This window comes from Methanosarcina acetivorans C2A, assembly GCF_000007345.1.
Taxonomy (GTDB): Archaea; Halobacteriota; Methanosarcinia; order Methanosarcinales; family Methanosarcinaceae; genus Methanosarcina; species Methanosarcina acetivorans.
The window spans coordinates 1,718,191-1,735,874 of record NC_003552.1; the positions used below are offsets into that span (position 1 = coordinate 1,718,191).

Annotated in this window: 19 protein-coding genes; 13 read left to right on the forward strand and 6 right to left on the reverse strand. The window is 42.7% G+C overall.

Annotation, left to right across the window (positions count from 1 at the left end):
* Positions 1 to 31: 31 nt before the first annotated feature.
* The 9 genes from MA_RS07525 to MA_RS07560 all read left to right on the forward strand — a co-directional run bounded on the left by MA_RS07525 (position 32) and on the right by MA_RS07560 (position 7,172).
* Positions 32 to 1,273, forward strand: coding sequence for an MgtC/SapB family protein (locus MA_RS07525; RefSeq protein ID WP_011021464.1), 1,242 nt, complete (start codon positions 32 to 34; stop codon positions 1,271 to 1,273).
* Positions 1,274 to 1,435: 162 nt separating this feature from the next.
* On the forward strand, positions 1,436 to 1,615 hold the full coding sequence (locus MA_RS07530; protein WP_048065125.1) for a hypothetical protein: 180 nt from the start codon (positions 1,436 to 1,438) through the stop codon (positions 1,613 to 1,615).
* Positions 1,616 to 1,831: 216 nt separating this feature from the next.
* Positions 1,832 to 1,954 carry a hypothetical protein gene (locus MA_RS29325; protein ID WP_281085276.1) on the forward strand — a complete coding sequence of 41 codons (123 nt, stop codon included), beginning with the start codon at positions 1,832 to 1,834 and terminating at the stop codon, positions 1,952 to 1,954.
* Between the two features lie 55 nt (positions 1,955 to 2,009).
* Positions 2,010 to 2,249 carry a hypothetical protein gene (locus MA_RS07535; protein WP_011021466.1) on the forward strand — a complete coding sequence of 80 codons (240 nt, stop codon included), beginning with the start codon at positions 2,010 to 2,012 and terminating at the stop codon, positions 2,247 to 2,249.
* Positions 2,250 to 2,849: 600 nt separating this feature from the next.
* Positions 2,850 to 3,383 (forward strand): hypothetical protein, encoded by a 534-nt coding sequence (locus MA_RS07540; protein ID WP_048065126.1) that lies wholly within the window; start codon positions 2,850 to 2,852, stop codon positions 3,381 to 3,383.
* 422 nt (positions 3,384 to 3,805) lie between these two features.
* On the forward strand, positions 3,806 to 4,459 hold the full coding sequence (locus MA_RS07545; RefSeq protein ID WP_226990790.1) for a cell surface lipoprotein: 654 nt from the start codon (positions 3,806 to 3,808) through the stop codon (positions 4,457 to 4,459).
* 24 nt (positions 4,460 to 4,483) lie between these two features.
* Positions 4,484 to 5,650 (forward strand): tRNA (guanine(10)-N(2))-dimethyltransferase, encoded by a 1,167-nt coding sequence (locus tag MA_RS07550; RefSeq protein WP_011021469.1) that lies wholly within the window; start codon positions 4,484 to 4,486, stop codon positions 5,648 to 5,650.
* A 124-nt stretch (positions 5,651 to 5,774) separates the two neighbouring features.
* Positions 5,775 to 6,437, forward strand: a complete 663-nt coding sequence (locus MA_RS07555; RefSeq protein WP_011021470.1) for a MarR family winged helix-turn-helix transcriptional regulator — start codon at positions 5,775 to 5,777, stop codon at positions 6,435 to 6,437.
* 39 nt (positions 6,438 to 6,476) lie between these two features.
* Positions 6,477 to 7,172, forward strand: a complete 696-nt coding sequence (locus tag MA_RS07560) for a DUF2110 family protein (RefSeq protein WP_011021471.1) — start codon at positions 6,477 to 6,479, stop codon at positions 7,170 to 7,172.
* 181 nt (positions 7,173 to 7,353) lie between these two features.
* Here the strand turns inward: MA_RS07560 and MA_RS07565 are convergent, their stop codons facing one another.
* Complete coding sequence (locus tag MA_RS07565; protein ID WP_011021472.1) at positions 7,354 to 8,094, reverse strand: V4R domain-containing protein; 741 nt, start codon at positions 8,092 to 8,094, stop codon at positions 7,354 to 7,356.
* A gap of 651 nt (positions 8,095 to 8,745) precedes the next feature.
* Here MA_RS07565 and MA_RS07575 point away from each other — a divergent pair.
* A complete protein-coding gene (locus tag MA_RS07575) occupies positions 8,746 to 9,486 on the forward strand; it encodes a PspA/IM30 family protein (RefSeq protein WP_011021474.1) in 741 nt (246 codons plus the stop codon).
* Positions 9,487 to 9,488: 2 nt separating this feature from the next.
* On the forward strand, positions 9,489 to 9,767 hold the full coding sequence (locus tag MA_RS07580) for a PspA-associated protein PspAA (protein ID WP_011021475.1): 279 nt from the start codon (positions 9,489 to 9,491) through the stop codon (positions 9,765 to 9,767).
* Between the two features lie 323 nt (positions 9,768 to 10,090).
* On the opposite strand, the gene MA_RS07585 is transcribed toward MA_RS07580, so the two are convergent.
* Positions 10,091 to 10,531: a universal stress protein gene (locus MA_RS07585; RefSeq protein ID WP_011021476.1), complete on the reverse strand. Its 441-nt coding sequence runs from the start codon at positions 10,529 to 10,531 to the stop codon at positions 10,091 to 10,093.
* Positions 10,532 to 10,802: 271 nt separating this feature from the next.
* Positions 10,803 to 12,836, reverse strand: a complete 2,034-nt coding sequence (locus MA_RS24430; RefSeq protein WP_011021477.1) for a histidine kinase dimerization/phosphoacceptor domain -containing protein — start codon at positions 12,834 to 12,836, stop codon at positions 10,803 to 10,805.
* Positions 12,837 to 13,112: 276 nt separating this feature from the next.
* Between MA_RS24430 and MA_RS07595 the strand changes: the two genes are divergently transcribed.
* Entirely contained in the window at positions 13,113 to 13,559 is a 447-nt protein-coding gene (locus MA_RS07595; RefSeq protein WP_048065128.1) for a hypothetical protein, read from the forward strand.
* A 585-nt stretch (positions 13,560 to 14,144) separates the two neighbouring features.
* Here MA_RS07595 and MA_RS26685 read toward each other — a convergent pair.
* Positions 14,145 to 14,318 (reverse strand): hypothetical protein, encoded by a 174-nt coding sequence (locus MA_RS26685; RefSeq protein ID WP_157860126.1) that lies wholly within the window; start codon positions 14,316 to 14,318, stop codon positions 14,145 to 14,147.
* Positions 14,319 to 14,794: 476 nt separating this feature from the next.
* Between MA_RS26685 and thiI the strand changes: the two genes are divergently transcribed.
* Complete coding sequence (gene thiI / locus MA_RS07605) at positions 14,795 to 16,033, forward strand: tRNA uracil 4-sulfurtransferase ThiI (RefSeq protein ID WP_048066223.1); 1,239 nt, start codon at positions 14,795 to 14,797, stop codon at positions 16,031 to 16,033.
* A 452-nt stretch (positions 16,034 to 16,485) separates the two neighbouring features.
* Here the strand turns inward: thiI and MA_RS07610 are convergent, their stop codons facing one another.
* Together MA_RS07610 and MA_RS07615 are read right to left on the reverse strand one after the other, a co-directional pair.
* Positions 16,486 to 16,704, reverse strand: a complete 219-nt coding sequence (locus MA_RS07610) for a hypothetical protein (protein ID WP_011021481.1) — start codon at positions 16,702 to 16,704, stop codon at positions 16,486 to 16,488.
* Positions 16,705 to 17,032: 328 nt separating this feature from the next.
* Complete coding sequence (locus MA_RS07615; RefSeq protein ID WP_048065130.1) at positions 17,033 to 17,428, reverse strand: response regulator; 396 nt, start codon at positions 17,426 to 17,428, stop codon at positions 17,033 to 17,035.
* Positions 17,429 to 17,684 lie beyond the last annotated feature (256 nt).

Genomic DNA, 17,684 nt, shown 5'->3' on the forward strand with positions numbered 1-17,684 from the left:
AATTAGCGAGTTCGGTTTTGATCCGGTTTTTGTGGAATTCCTGACAAAACTTGCCATTGCCTTTTTGATAGGGATCATGGTGGGTGTGGAAAGGGAACACAGAGGTCTGGAACACGAGATTTTTGCAGGGGTCAGGAGTTACAGCATAACCTGCATAACAGGCATGCTGGTTGCTCTTGCAAGCGAATCGATTGGTCCCGGTTTCGTGTACGTAGCCACGCTTTTCTTTGCAGCTATCTGTTCCATAATTACCTACTCCAAGATATTCCTCTACAGGCGGATAGGGGTTACAAGTCCTATCGCCCTCTTCTTTATTTTCGTGATGGGAGTCCTTGTTGGCTATGACTATGGCATGTTTGCTATTGTCTCTTCAATAGTTGTAGCTTTCCTCCTGATCCAGAAACAGCCTCTTCACCAGTTTGCAGGAAGCCTGACAAAAGAAGAACTTTTCAATGCCGTACAGTTTCTGGCTGTCGCTTTCATACTTTATCCTGTTATGCCGGAAAAAAAATTCTTCGGGCTTGTAAACCTCAGGTCTGCGATTCTGATCGTGATTCTTGTTTCCCTTATCAGTTTTTTAAGTTATATCCTCCTGAGAAAGTTCGGGGCAAAACGTGGCCTCTGTTATTCGGGCTTCCTCGGAGGCTTTATTAACAGTGAAGCGACCACAGGAGCCCTCGCTGGACTATCAAAAAAGGCAGAGGAAATGACCTATCCCGTCCTTACGGGTATTCTGCTCTGCAATGTTTCCATGCTCATTCGAAACCTTATACTGGCCTTTATAGTTGACCCGACGGGAAAAATAACCCTGCTTATGCTCCCTCCCCAGCTTGTACTTATTATTGTTTCCATAGCAATAGTTCTCAGGCACAGTAAGCAGTTCTGCCCGATAGGCGGAGGCGAGCTTAAGATCCAGTCTCCTTTCTCACTCGGCCAAGCGTTCAAATTCGGTATCGCTTTTACCCTTATTCTCATCATAGGAAACTATGCCTATGATTTTGCAGGGACTGCCGGCATATACATAACCGCCCTCGGAGCGCTTGTCAGCAGCTCAGGAGTGATAGTCTCCGTAACCCTCCTTGCCGTAAGCGGAAATATCTCCTACGAAGTCGCAGCAAACACTGCAGTGCTCGCAAGCCTCGTAAGTACTGTAAATAAAATTCTGCTTTCAAGGATATCAGGTTCTGAAAACCTTTTTTCCCTTTCCAGAAGCGCATTCGGAATCATTGCATTAACCGGAACCATTGCTCTGCTTTTATGGAACATCCGGTAAGAGGAAGCAAAATGAGAGAATAAGGAGTATTAAAGCACCTTCATATCAGGATAGGAGTCTTATCTTTTCAAAATAAAGAATATCGAGTAACATAAATATAAAACGCTGTCTATATTAATAGTTGCGGACATCATCCGTTAGCATAATAGATTTGGGGGAGAGATGGCAGCCAATAAAAGTTTTAAACTCAGGATACTGGCAGTTTTTGTTTTTATCCTGCTTGCGGGCTTGACAACTATAGCCCTATCTCAGGGGGAAACTACCGAAATCAAAGAGACGAACCAGAGCAGAGTCTCTGAAGAAAATAAATATGAATCTCAGACGATTATATTGTCCTTATGAATAACGCTTTCAGTCCTGAAACTACAGAAATAAACCAGTATGATAAGTTATATGGCGCAACCTGAGCAAGCCAAAAAGAACCTTTGTCCTTGTAAACAAGGACAAACGGTGGGGAGATTTTTCCCTTGGTTATGGCCGAACTTTTGATTATACATTCAATGAAACCGGAATCTTTGCTTCAGCGTTGAAGGAGAACCAGCCCTGAAAGGTACAGTTGTGGTGGGGGAATCCAGGGAAACTGCAGGAGCTCCGCTCCCGGAAAAAGAAACCGGTCAGATAAAAGAGGAGGGAACCGAGCCAGAGGAGGAAGAAGAGGTAGGTAACTCCCGCCCCTACTGAGAAAGTAACTCCCACGCCAAAGACAGAACAAATACAGGGTGCCGAAAATTCGGTATTGATCCGCAGATCTCTCTTTTATCCGGAGACTCTTGAGCTTAAAAACGGAGAAACTCTGGTCTGGAAAAACCTTAACAGGCCTAAACAATCATTCACGCTGGTGAGCGAAGAGGGACTTTTCGATGACCAGGTAATTGCTTATGGAAAAAGCTTTTCATACACCTTTGACAAAGCCGGAGACTACAATTTTAAGCTGGAGGAGATTCCTGACGCCGAACTCATTGTGATAGTAAATTAAGAGGAAATAAGAAAAGCAAATACGTCCCCTTGCAGGGGAGTTAGCAAACGGAAGCTAATCTGGCTAAGGAAAAAAGAGACCTGTTTTTTCAGAAGGGAACAATTTTTTAGATATTTTTTTAGATATTTTTTTAGATATTTTTTTGGATATTTTTTAGGATAATTTTACTTTTTTACATCAATATATAAAAAACTATCTAAATATATTGTGCAGATTGTTTGAGTAATAAAGAACTTCTTAAGGTAAGAACTGTTTTATCTGGCTGGAATTATGACCGAAGAAGTCTAAAATATCTTTATATGCAAGCAAAGCACTTAGATTTCATAAAGAATTTTGCCTTGAAAACAGGCAGTATAAAAGAAAAATACAAAAATATATTTATATGTACTTGAATGTACATGCAAAGCTGAAAGCTTGAAAAGTCCATTAAAGTAGGAACTTAAGATTAAATAACATTAGATATTAAATAAACAAGAGTAAAGAATTAATATTCGAAAGATTTAGAGATTTTAAAGTAAAATATCAAAAAAACTGTACGGAACTTAGAATTAATTCTACAGATTTCTAATTCCATAACCAAAAGAGATCGTGGGGAATAAAATGAAAGCAAAAATCATTGTTCTGCTTCTAGTTTTAAGCGCAGTTTTATTCTCGGGATGCGCTGGAAATGAACAAACCTCCCCGGAAGAAAATGTGACACCTGAAGAAACCGTAACCCCGGAGGAGGTTTCAACTCCAGAAGAAACCGAAACCCCGGAAGTAACGGAGACCGAGGAAGAAGTTGAAACCCCGGAGGAAAATGAAACGGAAGAAGTAACTCCGGTAGAAAATGAAACAGAAGAAGGACCGACTATTAACACATCCAATATAAGGACAACTCCCTATCTCGTAAGGCTTGTTAGCTACAGAGCATATCCCACAAGCCTGGACATTAAACAGGGGGAAACGGTTGCCTGGATAAACTATCAGGACAGTCCGAGGAGAGTCTTTACCCTTGTCAGCGAACAGGGTCTCTTTGAAAACGAGAGCCTTGTGTACAGGCGTTCCTTTCCCTATACCTTCAACGAAACAGGAGTTTACAACTTTACCGTCGTCGGGCAACCTAAAATGGATGTCAGTATAACTGTGAGTTAATTCTGAAGCAGCCCCCGAAGAAGCTTTCTGAAGGGACTGATAGGATAGCAAAAAGGTGTACTGCTTTATCTGGAAAGGCTGCAAAACTTTCCAGTAAATTTACTTTTTTTAGCTTCTGGACTTTGCTCCCTCATTTCTATTTCTGAACCCTTTTTACATCTCCCCCTGAAGAAACAGGATCATGAGGCAATGAGCCAGCCAATAAACAGCCAATAAACAGCCAATAAGCTGGTCAATAAGCTGGTCAATAAGTTAGTTAACCATTTTTCCAGAAAGTAGTTTTTCAGGTCAGAAATGGCAAAATCGCCTACAAACAAACTATTTTTTAAAATAAGGCTTAATATAAGAAAGTATTATTATTTAATGAGGATTATATTGGATTGGGAGTAAAAAAGGAAAACTTACACAGGGGGGAAATAATAGTGATAAAAAAACTCATTCTGCTCCTCGTAGTCTTGGCAGTGTTAGCGTTTGCCTACCTGAACTGGTGGGGTGGAGGTCAGGAGCAAGAAGAAGCCCTGGGGGATTCCGGCGGTTCGGGTGGCACTTCAGGAGGAACACAGCTACCAACAGGAGTGGAGACACCACAAGAGGCAATAACACCGGAAGAAACGGAAACACCGGAAGAAACGGAAACACCGGAAGAAACGGAAACATTAGAGGAAGCGGAGACGCCACAAGAAACGGAAACGGTTAAAGAGGACGAAACTCCCGGTGAAACACTGACTCCGGGTCTTGAGGATGGAATTGAAGAGGAACAAACCGAAAACGTGACTGATGGAGAGGAAGAAGTAGGGACAGTGCAGCCTACGGAAACCGAGCCGGAAATTTACCTTGTAAGACTCAAGAATTATCTCTTTATCCCCTCCGAGCTGGAGGTAAATGCAGGGGACACAGTTGTATGGAGAAATTTCGATGAATCCAATGTTTTTACCCTGAATAGCGAGGAAGGGCTTTTTGAGGATCAACAGCTTGGATACGGAAATACCCTGAACTACACGTTCGTTGAAAACGGAAGCTACAGTTTCAGCGCAAACGGGTATCCGAACATGCAAATGACCATCACGGTAAAATAATATCACAAAGTATAGCAACTTTAGATGATCTGTAGAACTATAGTGGAAGGGACAACAAAGATCTCGGTTCCGATCCCGCCTCCGGATGTAAATTTCCCTCCCTCGGCAGCGCCGGTGTTCTATAACCCGGAGATGGAGCTGAACCGGGATATCAATGTTGCAGCAACTGCAGCATTTGTGAAGAGGCTTCTTTCGAGGAAAGACTTGAAGAGAGAGGAGGTCCGCTACGTAGACGCCTTTTCAGCATCAGGAATCCGGGGTCTCAGGATTGCAGGGGAAGTAGGAATACATTCGACCATGAATGACTGGAACCCTGAAGCGTTTGAACTGATAAAGGAAAATATAAAGATTAACGGGCTTGAGGAAAAAGCCCAGGCTACACGCAAGAATGCAAATGTGCTGCTTCATGAGCAGAAATTCCATATCGTGGATGTCGACCCGTTCGGGACCCCTGCGCCTTACCTCGATGCAGCCGCAACTGCGGCGCAGGGCATGCTCTCGGTTACTGCAACAGATACTGCTCCCCTCTGTGGAGCCCATTTGAACTCGGGGATCAGAAAGTACGCAGCCGTACCTCTGAACACGGAATATCACAGTGAGATGGGCTTAAGGGTCCTCCTCGGAGCCTGTGCCAGAGAATGTGCAAAACACGAAAAAGGGATGCTTCCTCTGCTTTCCCATGTCACGCGGCACTATGTCCGCAGCTACCTTGAAGTGCTTCCAGGGACCAAACATGCAGACAGGGCCCTGAAGTCCATGGGATTCAGCATCTACTGCCCAAAATGCGGATTCAGGGGCCCTGTCTACGGGCTTGCCGTACATATTGAGAAGGAATGTCCTGCCTGCGGGGCCCTGACAAAGATTGCAGGTCCCCTGTGGCTCGGGCCCTTCAGAGAACCGAAGTTCTGCAATGAGGTGCTTTCCGAGCTTGAGGCGCACCCTCTGAACACGAAAGAGAAAGCAAAAAAAATAATTACGTTCTGCAGGGACGAACTTGACATCCCCATGTTCTATGACCAGCACGTGATCTGTAAGGAACTGGGGGCTTCTGCGACAGGGATCGAGACTCTGATCGAGGCCCTTAAAGCCGGCGGGTTTGAAGCTTCAAGGACTCATTTCAGCGGGACTTCGTTCAGGACAGATGCTCCCATTGCTGAAATAAAGAAAATAATCCAGGCACTTTCCGGCTGAAGCGAACATTCCTTTAAAGCCCGGAGGCAGAAACCTGTTCAAATATTATATAAACTATAAAAGAATAATAAACGCCTGAGCTCAGATCCGTAAATAATCCGTTAAAAAAACTCAATGTGATATCATGTCCGACGATGATGCAGAAAAGCTGTTTTTGCAGGAGAAACCTACTCTTGCATTGCTGTTTATAGGTTCGATGGGAAAAACCTATGCTTCGGTTATTTCAAAGGAGATAGACTCGACCTTTGCCCACACCACGAGAATTCTTTCGAAGATGGAACAGTCCGGACTTATAAGATTCACATTTGAAGGACGGATAAAGTTTGTCGAACTTACGGAGTACGGAAAGGAAGTAGAAACCGCCCTTGAAGAGTTCCGGAACATAATTGCAGCAGAATCTCCTGCAAGCGAAGAAAGCAAAAAAACAGGAGAAGAGGGACCGGACGGGAAAGGCGAAGCAGATGAAGGCAAAGAGTCCGAGGAACCGGGAAAAGAAACCGAAATTGAGAAAACAAAAGAGCTTGATCCTCTAAGTGTTGAGATCCTTGAAAAGATCCGGAACCTTAGAAATAAGATCGAGAGCATTCACAGGGAAGCAGTTGAGCAGGGGCAGAGTAAAGAGATGGTTTCCAGAAAGCTTGGCCCTTACAGCCGGGACGTCAAGAAACTGCACAGCCAGATTGAGAAGGCTGAAAGCCCTGTTGACGAAGCAGTGGTTTCGGCTCTGGAAAAGACTGAAAGACTCCTTGAGACTTATCTTAAGAGTCCAAAACCAGAAAATACTTAATACGGCAGACCTAGGTAGAGAGAAAAGGACAGGGAGAAAATGGAAAAAGTTGTGACCCTCCAGCATATTTATGGAAAAAAACGGGACAGAATGGCTGAACTCCTGAAAAGCCTGGTTGAGAATGAATTGAAAGAACTTGAAGTAAAGGTTGAGGTATCCATTACCACGGAAAACTGGGCAGAGTTTACCCTTGAGGGGGAAGATGAAGAGGTATCGGCAAATCTCCTGAAATCCAGATACGGAAGTCCTGCAAACAAAGCCGAGCTGGGGAAAGTGTACCTGGGTTTTCTTCAGGCTTTTACGGAGGATGCATTTATGGTCAACATTGGCATCCCTGTGAACATTGAAGCAGAGGAACTTAAAGCTCTGGGAAGCGGAAAGCCAAAACAGCTTGCATCAAGGTTCGGTATGATCCCTCACCTGCCGGTTGAAGTTGAGGTAATTGAGGCTAACAAAGAAATAAAAGCCCGTTTCACCAAAAAACAGCTTGACCTATGGTGGGGCTGGAAAAAAGCAAGTACTGACAGGGTTATCATTAATGCCGCCACCCGTTCGGAAATAAAAAGTGCAGTAAAAAAAACAGGGCACGGCAGGGATATTTACGAAATCGAGCGCCTTGGGCTGCTTGAGCATGCCGTCGTATGCCGTGAAAAAACCGACGGACCCGGAATCGTGGCAGCAATAGGGCCCCTCCTGAAATCCGAAATGGGAGTTGTAATCGGAGACTCTCACTAATTTCATTTTCACAATGCCTGGAAAAAACAGTCGAACCCGAAAACCAACCATTCAAGTCTAATTTTTATTATTATAGATTACATTAAGGGAATTATTGCTTCTTCATTAAGAGTATTGTTTCTTAAAAGACATCATTCGTGATAAAAATGATTATGTAAAAATGGAAATATAAATAAATAATTTATATTGTAATCTCAAAAAGACAGCGTGTGTGCCCGGTCCCATAACACTCGGTTTCCAGGACCCCACACTCTTTTCCAAGCTTTTCCTTAAGGACGCCTTCAAGGATGCCTTCTCTAAGCACACAGAGAGGTTTTCCTATTGCCGGCATGACCCTGGCTTTAAAGTCGTCTTCAACCTGAAGAGCAGGAGAATCGCCCATGAGGACCGAGACCCGGCAGTCCCCGTGAAATTCCATAAAGGTTGCAATTTCCCTGAACAGGGCTTCAGGAGTGTTTGATTCAAAATTAGCCGAAAGACACTTCCCAATATCTCTTCCGATCATCCTGACAACAGGAGCATTATCAATCCCGTATGCTTCAAAACCGAATCGCAGCACATGAAAAAGGGCTTCCATAAAGCAGAACCTGTCATTTCCGTTTTCAGCAACTTTTTTCAGCAGGCTTCGGTAATGCTCCAGAAAAGGCTCCTGAGAGCAGCCCATGTACTGGGAAGTCAGGGAGTAAATCTTCTTGCGCCGGTCTTCGGGGTCTGAATTTTCTTCAACAAGCTCGCATGTTCTTAGATTATTGAGATGAACGGAAATAGTTGATTTGGCTTTTGCCGTACATTTAACAATTTCGTCAAACGATTTTGGCTCTTCCCTGAGAAAATTCAGGATCTGGAGTTTAACAGGGCTGTCTACGGCTATGAGCCCTCTTTCGGTATAAAAGAATTCAGTTTTGGTCTCAGGTTTTGCCATAATATCTTTAGATAAGTTGCGTTTTGAATATATAAAACGTTCGCGTGACTACGAATAATCATGTTTGAAATATAATAATACAGATATAAAAAGATATAAAGAAAATGGGGGGAAACGGCAAAGTAAAATCAAATAAAACAGAGGGATAGGTAAACGATAAAGTAAAGCAAAACAGAGTAAAGTACCGATAAACTAAAAATAGAACTCCAGCCAAAAGATACAGGAAGAAAAGAGTATACAGGAAGAAAAGAGTATACAGGAAGAAAAGAGTATACAGGAAGAAAAGAGTATACAGGAAGAAAAGAGTATACGGGAAGAAAAGAGTATACAGGAAGAAAAGAGTATACAGGAAGAAAAGAGTATACGGGAAGAAAAGAGTATACAGGAAGAAAAGAGTATACGGGAAGAAAAGAGTATACGGGAAGAAAAGAGTATACAGGAAGAAAAGAGTATACAGGAAGAAAAGAGTACTGCAAAAAAATACCAGGATTTTTCAAAAAAAGTACTCTTGAAAAGAAGCATGAAATTCTTCAAATAATATGCACCAGGTAATGAAAGTAACTTTCAAATCACAGTGCTTTCATACCAGAAAATGAAAAAAATGCCAGTCTGTTTACAGACCAATTTTTGAAAAAGCAACGGGGAAAACACATGGGATTATTAACACGGATGGAAACCGTATTCAAATCAAAGATGAACAAAGTGCTTAACAAAATGGAAGACCCTCGGGAAACCCTTGATTATTCCTATGAAAAGCAGCTGGAACTGCTGCAGAACGTAAAGAGAGGTATTGCGGAAGTGACAACTTCTAAAAAACGCCTCCAGCTCCAGCGGGCAAAACTGCTTCAAAGCAACGAAAAGCTTGAGAAACAGGCAAGGGATGCAGTTGCTGCAGACCGGGAAGACCTCGCAAGGATGGCTCTTGAGAGAAAAGCAGCCCTCCAGCAGCAGGTTGATGGGATTGACAGGGAAATTGCAGAGCTCGAAAAACAGGAAGAGAAGCTCATCGCCTCGGAGAAGAGGCTTTCTACAAAAGTAGAGATTTTCAGGACAAAGAAAGAGTCCATTAAAGCCCAGTACTCCGCAGCCGAAGCCCAGGTGAAGATTAACGAATCCGTCACCGGGATAAGCGAAGAGATGGCAGATGTGGGGCTTGCTCTTGAAAGAGCTGAAAATAAGACCGAAGAGATGAAAGCCCGCGCCGAGGCGATTGACGAACTCATGGAAGCCGGTACCCTCGAAGACCTCACGGGTAGCAAGGACGATATCGAGCGTGAACTTGCAAAAATCAGTGCCCAGACAAGTGTCGAATCCGAACTTGCAAGGCTTAAAGCCGAAGCTGGAAAGGAGCCCGAAAAAGAGGAAACAGAGGAAGAAAAAAAGGGGGTCTGAAGATGATAATCAGGATCATTGGAGAGGGGCAGTACCGGGCACCTGAAGCTCTCTGCGAGGAATTAAACAAGATAGATAACAGGATTGTAGTTCTTGTTTCGCAAGGAAAAGCCCAGGAATTTAGACAAGAGCTCGCAAGACTGATTTCCGAGATAAAGGAAAAAGGAGAATCTGTCAGCGCGGAAGAAATTCTGGAGTCTGACATCATTGTTCCTCCGGAAGACCTGAGCCTTGAGGAAGCAAAAGAAGTATTTACAGGTTCAGGGATTTTTGAGGACTGAAGAGCTTTAAAAAGCTGCGATTTCCAGAAAAATGGGGTCAGGAATTTCTGTTCGACCGATCACCTGATTTTCAACAGGCAACTTTCCATAGCTTGGGGTCGTTCTTGATCTGAAGAATCGTTCCTCTAACCCGAGGGGCTGTTCTTCTAACCGGAGGAAACTCTCTTAACCTGAGATCCTCCTACCCCGGACCCTTCAAAAAAATAGTTGACTGAATACCATGAACAACTTCCGGATAATCCGGTACTCCAGATAAACTGGAAACTGTTCTGGCAAATTTGGAATCCTATCGGAAAAAAGAACTGACAGTTTGAGGATCTGCATTATCTGATAATCATTACAGGGACTTTTGAGTGCCTGAGAACGTTTTCTGCCACACTGCCTATCAGGAACCTCTGGACTCCGGTCAGGCCCTGTGTGCCCATTACTATCAGGTCAATATCACTCTCCTCCACATATTCAAGAATTTTCTCAGCCGGGACACCTTTCAGGTACACCGGCTCCACTTTAACTCCGGCTTCTTTTCCAAGTTTTTCTACATAACCGGTTGCAACTCCTCCTTTATTTGCGAGATATTCTTCAAATGCATCGGTCCAGCCCATAACTGACCGGGCAGTTCCAGCGTGTTCGGTAGAAATAACATACAGAGCAGATACTTCAGCCCCTGTTACCTTCGCAATGTCGATTCCATAAGCAGCTGCTTTTTGGGCGTTTTCCGAACCATCCGTTGCAATCAGAATTTTGTTGAAAAGCTTTTCGCTCATCTACTTACCCCCTTATTTTTATAATTTAAAATATGCAGGTATTACTATTAAAATTTCATCCTGAACGAAATATCAGTAAAAAAGAAAACTTTGAAAAAAAGATGAATAAAGAGGATGGACATCACAAAGTAAAAGTGACTGATGGAGCCTGTAAATAATTCACACACAGATTCGGATTCTAAGTTAAAACACAATCACTTGCGTCTTATTTCAGGTTTTTCCCCTGATTTTTTCTCCGAATTTAAGCGTAAATTTTGTGCCGTTATCTCCCTCAAGGTCTATGCTCCCCTCTATCTGGTTCACAAGAGCATTTACAAGCTGCAGCCCAAGGGATTCCGTGTTTCTGAAATTGAGATTCTTCGGGGAAGCCCTTCCCGTTGTCTGCAAAGACAAGAGTGAAATTTTCACTGTCTTCAGATGCTGTAAGGAAGACCTTTTCACTTATCGCTTCAGGTCGCTGATCTTGCCCCCGGGTATCTTCTCGTAACAAGGAAATGCTAATCTCCTCTCCTTTTCCCGGAGAGAAGGCATACTTCAGGGAGTTGGTAAAAAGTTCGTTAATTATAATGCCAAGGGATACTGCCAGATTTACTCCGAGGAAAACAGTTTCCACATCAAGTTTTATCCGGATATGGGAACTTTCCGTGCTGTACGAACGACAGAGATCGTCAATTAACTTGCGGATATAGGAGGAGAAATCCAGGATGTCGAGGTTTCCGGATTCATAAAGCTCTTCGTGTATAAGCGACATTGAAACAATCCTGTTTTCGCTTTCCCTGAAAGCTTCGATAACTTTTTTGTCACTGAACTGTTCAGCCTGCAGGTCAAGCAGGGAAGAAACTATTTGCAGGTTATTTTTGATCCTGTGGTTGATCTCTTTTTTTCGGAGATGCTCGGCTCTTGCCAGGGCTTCTTCTGCAGCTTTCCTCTCGGTAATGTCGATGACCACACCCTGAAAATAAATAGCATGACTCTCATCGTCCCTCTGAATGTAAGTCCTCTCATCGACCCAGCGCAGTTCCCCGGTTTTTGTGCAGATCCGGTATTCCATCTTGAAACCCTCGCACCGGTCTTCAATGCAGCGGTCAAGCTTTTCCTGAACATTTTTCAGATCGTCTCTATGGACAATATCGCCGTAAAGGACTCTTTCGGAGGTAAAGTCTTCAACTTCATACCCTAACATGGAGACATTTTCAGACACAAAATCCGCAGGCCATTTATCCTCATTGCGCCATAAAAAAACGACTGCAGGACTGTTATTGATGACTGTCCAGAGTACTTTTTGTACTTCGAGGGCGATTTGCAATGCCTCCTCACTTTCCCTGAACATACCGCAGACGCCCGGGATCACCTCCAAATCCCCGGAAATTCCTGGGAACTCCACGCTTTTTCTTTTGTAGATAGCGGTAAGCTCCTTTGGAATTACTTCTTCCAGCTCATTCATCGAATACCCTGAGGTTTTTCGATCAGAAAAGAGGGAATTTTTCCCGGCAAAAAACTCACTGCAGTCCTGAAAAGTCTGGCTCACATCTCTGAAATAAGCAGGGTTTGGAACCTCCTCAAGCAGGGACTCTAAAAAAAGTATTCGGTCCTGAAGTTCGTTATCGATCCCTTTACACTTCTGAATCTTGCGAATCAGAGACAGGACGTACCTCAAAAAACGAACTTCTTCGGGAGCAAACTCATCCTGCCTGTTTCTATAAAGCGTTGCGACCAGGGGGGGTTTTCCCTGGATTCTTATAAAGACACTGACCCCGCCGGAAAGTTCACCTGAACTGGCAGGCTGTCCAGTACATCCGATTTCCTGAATTGAGGACTGACTTCCCGGAAAGTAACTACATTCGTGAGGAAGCTTGAAAATTCTGCAGAATTCGGCTTTGAGAACTGAAGCTACCATCTCTGCAGTCCGGTCCATCAGGGTTTCGGGAAAAGGTTCTTGCTGCTTTTCCCGCGTAAGTAGTTTCTTCTTTCTTGCTGCCATGAAGGTAAGGTCCATTCCGTAGATATGCACATATCCATTTTCCAAAGGATTAAAAACGAAAAAGTATTCTTTTTTATTCACTTTTACTTCAATGTTTAAAACCTCTTTCTTCCTGATCGCTTTTCGAACAAAAAGAAGAAATTGAAAAGGAAGTTTTTGACCGATTCCTGTTCTCCAGACTTCAAGTAAAGTAACTGAGGCTTCGTTTGCATAAAGTACAGTTCCGTCATTTCCAGCCCTCATTACGGAATAAGGGCTTGTAGAAAGGATTTGAAGCACCCATTGTGATCCGCACTCTCCACTTTTTACTGCATTTATTACCACTCAAAACTCTCCTGTTTGCTACAAATTCACATATAATTATACATATGTATTGATTAATCGGTATAAAAAAAATATCAGACAAGATCTTTTTGTAAATAAAATAGCATATTCAATGCCCGAAAAATGAGAAAAAAGTGTTAATTTTATAAGGAAAAAACATATTGAAGCTGAAGAATTCTTATTTTCCTGCAAATAGCCGGCTTGGATGGAATAATGGAATAATTTTTATGGGCTGATCCTTATCTTTAATTGGAAATGAAAACCAGGTGATATAATTTGTCAAAAAAACAGGCAATTCTGATCTTGCTTCTCACAACCGCCCTTCTCGCTTCAGGCTGTTTGGGGGATAGCGGAACAAAAATCTCAATTTCGAGCAATGATACCGAAATTAATGTCAGCATCTCCGAACAAGCCGAAGGCGACTGGTGCCCTGTAGGAGCTCAGGTCCAGATTAAAAACCCTACCACCGGAAAAGCCCTTAATATGACAGTTACCGGCACCGAAGAGTTCGAAAACGAAACCCTTTGCAAATCCATGATAATAACCGGGAACGAAGAGAACAACACCAGATACGAGTACATGTGGTCGCAGGACAAAAACACCACAGTCTGGACAAAGTACGGCGAAGATGGAAATATATCAATAAGATACATCTACGAGGACGGGAAAAAGACAATCATTGATGGAGCGGGAAGGACGCTGGAGTTCGGGGTAAGGCTATAAGAAGATACATTCACCGGATATCATTATTCCCCCTTCTTCATTTCTCTCTGCAAATCATAAAAATCACAAATCTATTCAAATATAAAAGGGTTCAAGGAAAATATGGATTTATAAGGGAAACTAATGGATTTATAAGGGAAACTAATGGAATTATAAGGGAAATACAATGAGGATATATTAAAAGTGATGAAAACGCGATGAAAATGAATTCTGATCAAAGACAGTAAAAACTAATAAAAAGACATAAACAAAATTATATTAGAATAAAAAAAAGTGGGTTGCCTGAATGTAGCCAGAAACGGCCGTTTCCATCTTTTTCATCCAGTTCCTCCCAGATCCGCCTCTTGATATGGCAGGTAGCCGGATAGCTTTCCTGAAACTGCTGTTCCCTTGTTAGTTTCCGACACCCGCTTGAAACCAGTTCTCAGATTGCAAGAGGGTGGTGCGAATGTTGGCCAGAAGCCTTGCGGACTCCCTTGTTTATTTCGACACCGGTGCTGGGCGGCAAGAATGTTGACCAGAAACACCTTTCGGGCTTCCTTGTTAGTTTCTGACACCCATGCCTTTTCTCTCGGGGTTTCAGACTTAAAGGTCTGCCCCAAGGATTCTCGCTTCGATAGATCCTTTTTCTGGGCTCGGCTTACCGATAGTCGTCCCGAGCAAAACGATCCAGCCCACAGGAAACAGTATCAGCAGAAGGCTATATGCAGCAATTGCTGTTACAATCGACTTCCCTGCAAGCTTCTTCAGAGTATCCATTGGTACTCCACCCCTGGCGTGGTTGTCTTTTTTTACTTGCGTCGTTTCGATAGTTGGGCAATTTTTACCCAGTCTTACCCAATGTCTTCGATATTGTGCGTAGTACACAATAGCATACAATTCTATGCAAGTCCTGACTTATATAGATTTTCCAAAAATAATATTACGGTCTGTATATATTTTATACTGATCAAAGATGATAGACTAAAAGAACAGTTTTTCATGTTTTTTAATATTCTTTCATATATGCCCCTGCAAATCCTGCAGGTTCGAGAATATTCCTATATTTAAGGGTTTCTATTGAGCTCTCCAGGGTTGCCGCAATGTACCATTTTTTTCAGAAAAATTCTTTTTCCTGAAACCTTTAAACGCTATGTTGCCCTAACCGTTAAATATCCATGACAGGCAATTCCGAAGAGATAAACTCAAAAAATGCATATGATGTTGAGAAAAAAACAAAAAGAGATAGCCAGAACATGCCAGATATTTTTACTGACAATACGGATAAGCAGGACTCAGATCCTTCTCGCCAGGGTTTCGAAGGTCAGCCAAATGTTGTTATAGTTAGATACGGGGAGCTTGCCCTTAAAAGCACAGGCGTTCGGAACTGGTATGAGAAAATTCTCATGAAGAACATTGCCGCTATGCTGGACTCGAGGAACATTCCGTATTCCCTGCTACGGCGAGAATGGGGAAGGATATTTATCGAGACAACAGATCCACGGGCAGCAGAAGCTGCAGCAGACGTTTTTGGAGTAGTTTCAACCTCCCCTGCATTAGTAACGAAACCGGACCTTGAGAGCGCAGCCAGAACCTGTGCCTTTCTTGGAACAGGTCTCATTCGGGAAGGAGAGTCTTTTGCCATTCGGGCAAGGAGAAGCGGAAACCATCCGTTCTCCTCAGCGGACGTGGGGAGAAACTGCGGGGATGCTGTCTGGGACTCACTTGAAAAAGAAGGAAAACATCCCAGAGTGAACCTGACTTCTCCGGATAAGGAAATTTTTGTAGAGATGCGGCAGAATCTGGCTTACGTTTATCTGGAAACGGTTAAAGGAGTGGGAGGGCTACCCCTTGGTACGCAGGGCAGTATGGTAGTGCTTATGTCCGGTGGCCTCGATTCCCCTGTAGCTGCATGGCTGATGATGAAACGCGGGGTAATGATTACGCCTGTTTACTGCAATAACTCTCCCTATGCAGAAGATGCAGCAAGGGAAAGGGCTTTTGACTGTATCCGCCAGCTTCAGACCTGGGCTCCAGGACATCAGTTCGCAACTTATGAGATCCCCCACGGTCCAAATCTAAGAGCTTTTATAGGGACATGCGATCGAAAAAACACTTGCCTCCTCTGCAAGCGCATGATGTACAGGGAAGCCTACGAAGTTATGAAGAAAGTTGGGGCAAGCGGGATTATTACCGGCTCATCTCTCGGACAGGTAGCTTCCCAGACTGCGGCCAATATGCATGCCGAAATCTACCAGCTTGCTATCCCGATCTATCACCCTTTAATCGCCTTTGACAAGAGCGAGATCGTGGATATCGCCCGCAGAATTGGAACTTATGATATCTCTACAAGGCCGGCCGGGATCTGTACCGCAGTCCCGGAACGGCCCGAAGTTAAGGCAAACTATGACCTTATAGTCCTTGAAGAAAAAAAGCTTGGGATTGAGACTATGGTTGGCGATGCTCTGAAAGCTGTAAAAATCCTCAAGCTCTGATTCGAGGCCCGGCTTCCGGACAGGGATTCTGGCATTATATAGAGCTGGAATTCTCCAGCTTATTTTAATTCAGTCTATCCGCAAATAGGATTCCGATATATAATTGAAGGGAATATAATTGAGAAATATATATTGTGATTAAATATACTTTAAAAAAATATACTTTAAAAAATATATGAAATTGAAATGGTTTATATAAGATTTCTTACTTTTAATATTCCGGGCGTTATAGATCTAATGGAGTTCATCATCCAAGCTCCAGTTCAATCCACAGGTTCAATCCACAATCACAAATTATATACTACAGTTAACGCCCTTATCTTTATCAAGAAATAGTCCGAATCTTTCAAAACCACAACTCTGACCAGACTTTCCCGTATTTTTCAGAGTTAGTTACAACTTTCTTCAAAACGAACCAATTTAAAAAATTATTTATTTTTACTCCTACTAACTTATTCTATGAATGATTTTTCCCGCTCAGATACAATAGCTTCCAGAACAAGAACGGTTTTGCTTTTATTTACGATCATAAGTTTTCTGTTGATGACTGCCGGCTCGCTATATATCGATTTGTTCCCTGATAACCCGGAAAAAGGAGAGTTTCTTATAAGCACAGCAGGTCCGATATTCTGGTTTTTCTGTGGCCTCTGGCTCCTTTTTAATTTAGTCACTTTCCTGAACTCCAGGCGTTAGAAAATTCCCACTGGAATTTCTTGATCAGACATTCCAGGAAAGCTGGCTTTACTAGCACCTGATAATTGGTTGAAAGGTTATTTACTGGCTTTATTAGCGTCTGATAATGGGAGTTAAAAAAGCTTCCTGGGCAGGGAAAAATGTTTCTAAGGCAGGTGCAGAATTTATTTATTATATTCGGGCTCTTCCGATAGTGATGCAGGTTCGGGTTTTCTTTTTATTTCCCAATCTCAAAACAGGCCATAACACGCATGGCGTAACGTAGAAAGCCGAAAACTCTCCACAAGGTAAAATTGGTTCCTTTCGTTATTCTTCAGTTACTTTACCCAATTTGTTTTTCTGAAGAGCCACCTCTATATTGCTTACAAGATCTTTTTCTTTGAAGGGTTTCGAAATATACCCTGCAGGCTCTGTTAGTTTTGCCCTCTCAAGAATTCCAATATCAGTACAGGCAGTAAGGTAAATAACGGGTGCTGAAAAGCGGGATTTGATAATCCTGGCTGCCTCAATCCCATCCATATCCCCTTTCAACATAATATCCATCAAAACAAGATCAGGAGTTGTAAGCTCTGTTTTTCGTATAGCCTCTTCCCCTGAAATAGCAATAGTAGGAACGATATATCCCATGTTTTTTAACCTGTTTCTAAGGTTAAGGGCCACGATATTCTGATCTTCAACGACCAGAATCTTTGCTTTGTCCATTATTTCACTCCGTTTTTTACTATTCCGTATTCGGAAAAATGTACTCAAATTTATAAGTTAGTTTATTAATATTTTTTATTAGATTTGATATTTAACCCTGTCGCAAATAAGCTCAGTTTATTCATTTTCTCGCCTGAAAAATATATACGACCTTATTTCCGGAAAAAATATTCGTAAAAAATTTTATCCCTTAAAGCGCGGGAAAAGTAAAAGGGAGCAAAAAATGAAGAGCTGAATTATTGAGAAAGGCTACTAA